General features: G+C 55.4%; 2 rRNA genes. Both read left to right on the forward strand.

The annotated features are described in order from the left end of the window. Nucleotides 1–1,164 (forward strand): 23S ribosomal RNA (locus ACNY69_RS21620); the annotation flags it as partial. Between the two features lie 89 nt (nt 1,165–1,253). Continuing rightward, nucleotides 1,254–1,369, forward strand: a 5S ribosomal RNA gene (rrf, locus tag ACNY69_RS21625). Nucleotide 1,370 lies beyond the last annotated feature (1 nt).

Genomic DNA, 1,370 nt, shown 5'->3' on the forward strand with positions numbered 1-1,370 from the left:
GAAGCCAGTCGAAGATACCAGCTGGCTGCAACTGTTTATTAAAAACACAGCACTGTGCAAACACGAAAGTGGACGTATACGGTGTGACGCCTGCCCGGTGCCGGAAGGTTAATTGATGGGGTTATCCGCAAGGAGAAGCTCTTGATCGAAGCCCCGGTAAACGGCGGCCGTAACTATAACGGTCCTAAGGTAGCGAAATTCCTTGTCGGGTAAGTTCCGACCTGCACGAATGGCGTAATGATGGCCAGGCTGTCTCCACCCGAGACTCAGTGAAATTGAACTCGCTGTGAAGATGCAGTGTACCCGCGGCAAGACGGAAAGACCCCGTGAACCTTTACTACAGCTTGACACTGAACATTGAGCCTTGATGTGTAGGATAGGTGGGAGGCTTTGAAGCGCGGACGCCAGTCTGCGTGGAGCCATCCTTGAAATACCACCCTTTAATGTTTGATGTTCTAACGTGGCCCCGTGATCCGGGGTGCGGACAGTGTCTGGTGGGTAGTTTGACTGGGGCGGTCTCCTCCTAAAGAGTAACGGAGGAGCACGAAGGTCAGCTAATCACGGTCGGACATCGTGAGGTTAGTGCAATGGCATAAGCTGGCTTGACTGCGAGAGTGACGGCTCGAGCAGGTGCGAAAGCAGGTCATAGTGATCCGGTGGTTCTGAATGGAAGGGCCATCGCTCAACGGATAAAAGGTACTCCGGGGATAACAGGCTGATACCGCCCAAGAGTTCATATCGACGGCGGTGTTTGGCACCTCGATGTCGGCTCATCACATCCTGGGGCTGAAGTAGGTCCCAAGGGTACGGCTGTTCGCCGTTTAAAGTGGTACGCGAGCTGGGTTTAGAACGTCGTGAGACAGTTCGGTCCCTATCTGCCGTGGGCGCTGGAGAATTGAGGGGGGTTGCTCCTAGTACGAGAGGACCGGAGTGAACGCACCACTGGTGTTCGGGTTGTCATGCCAATGGCACTGCCCGGTAGCTAAGTGCGGAAAAGATAAGTGCTGAAAGCATCTAAGCACGAAACTTGCCCCGAGATGAGTTCTCCCTGACCCCTTGAGGGTCCTGAAGGGACGTTGAAGACGACGACGTTGATAGGCCGGGTGTGTAAGCGCAGCGATGCGTTGAGCTAACCGGTACTAATGACCCGTGAGGCTTAACCTTACAACGCCAGAGGCGTTTTTGAGAGACGATTTTCAGCCTGAACCGGATAATCTGCGCGGCCCCTGTGGCGGCGCGGAAGACAGAATCTGCCTGGCGGCTTTAGCGCGGTGGTCCCACCTGACCCCATGCCGAACTCAGAAGTGAAACGCCGTAGCGCCGATGGTAGTGTGGGGCCTCCCCATGCGAGAGTAGGGAACTGCCAGGCA

Source organism: Pantoea graminicola, from assembly GCF_048452665.1.
In the GTDB taxonomy this organism is placed as follows: domain Bacteria; phylum Pseudomonadota; class Gammaproteobacteria; order Enterobacterales; family Enterobacteriaceae; genus Pantoea.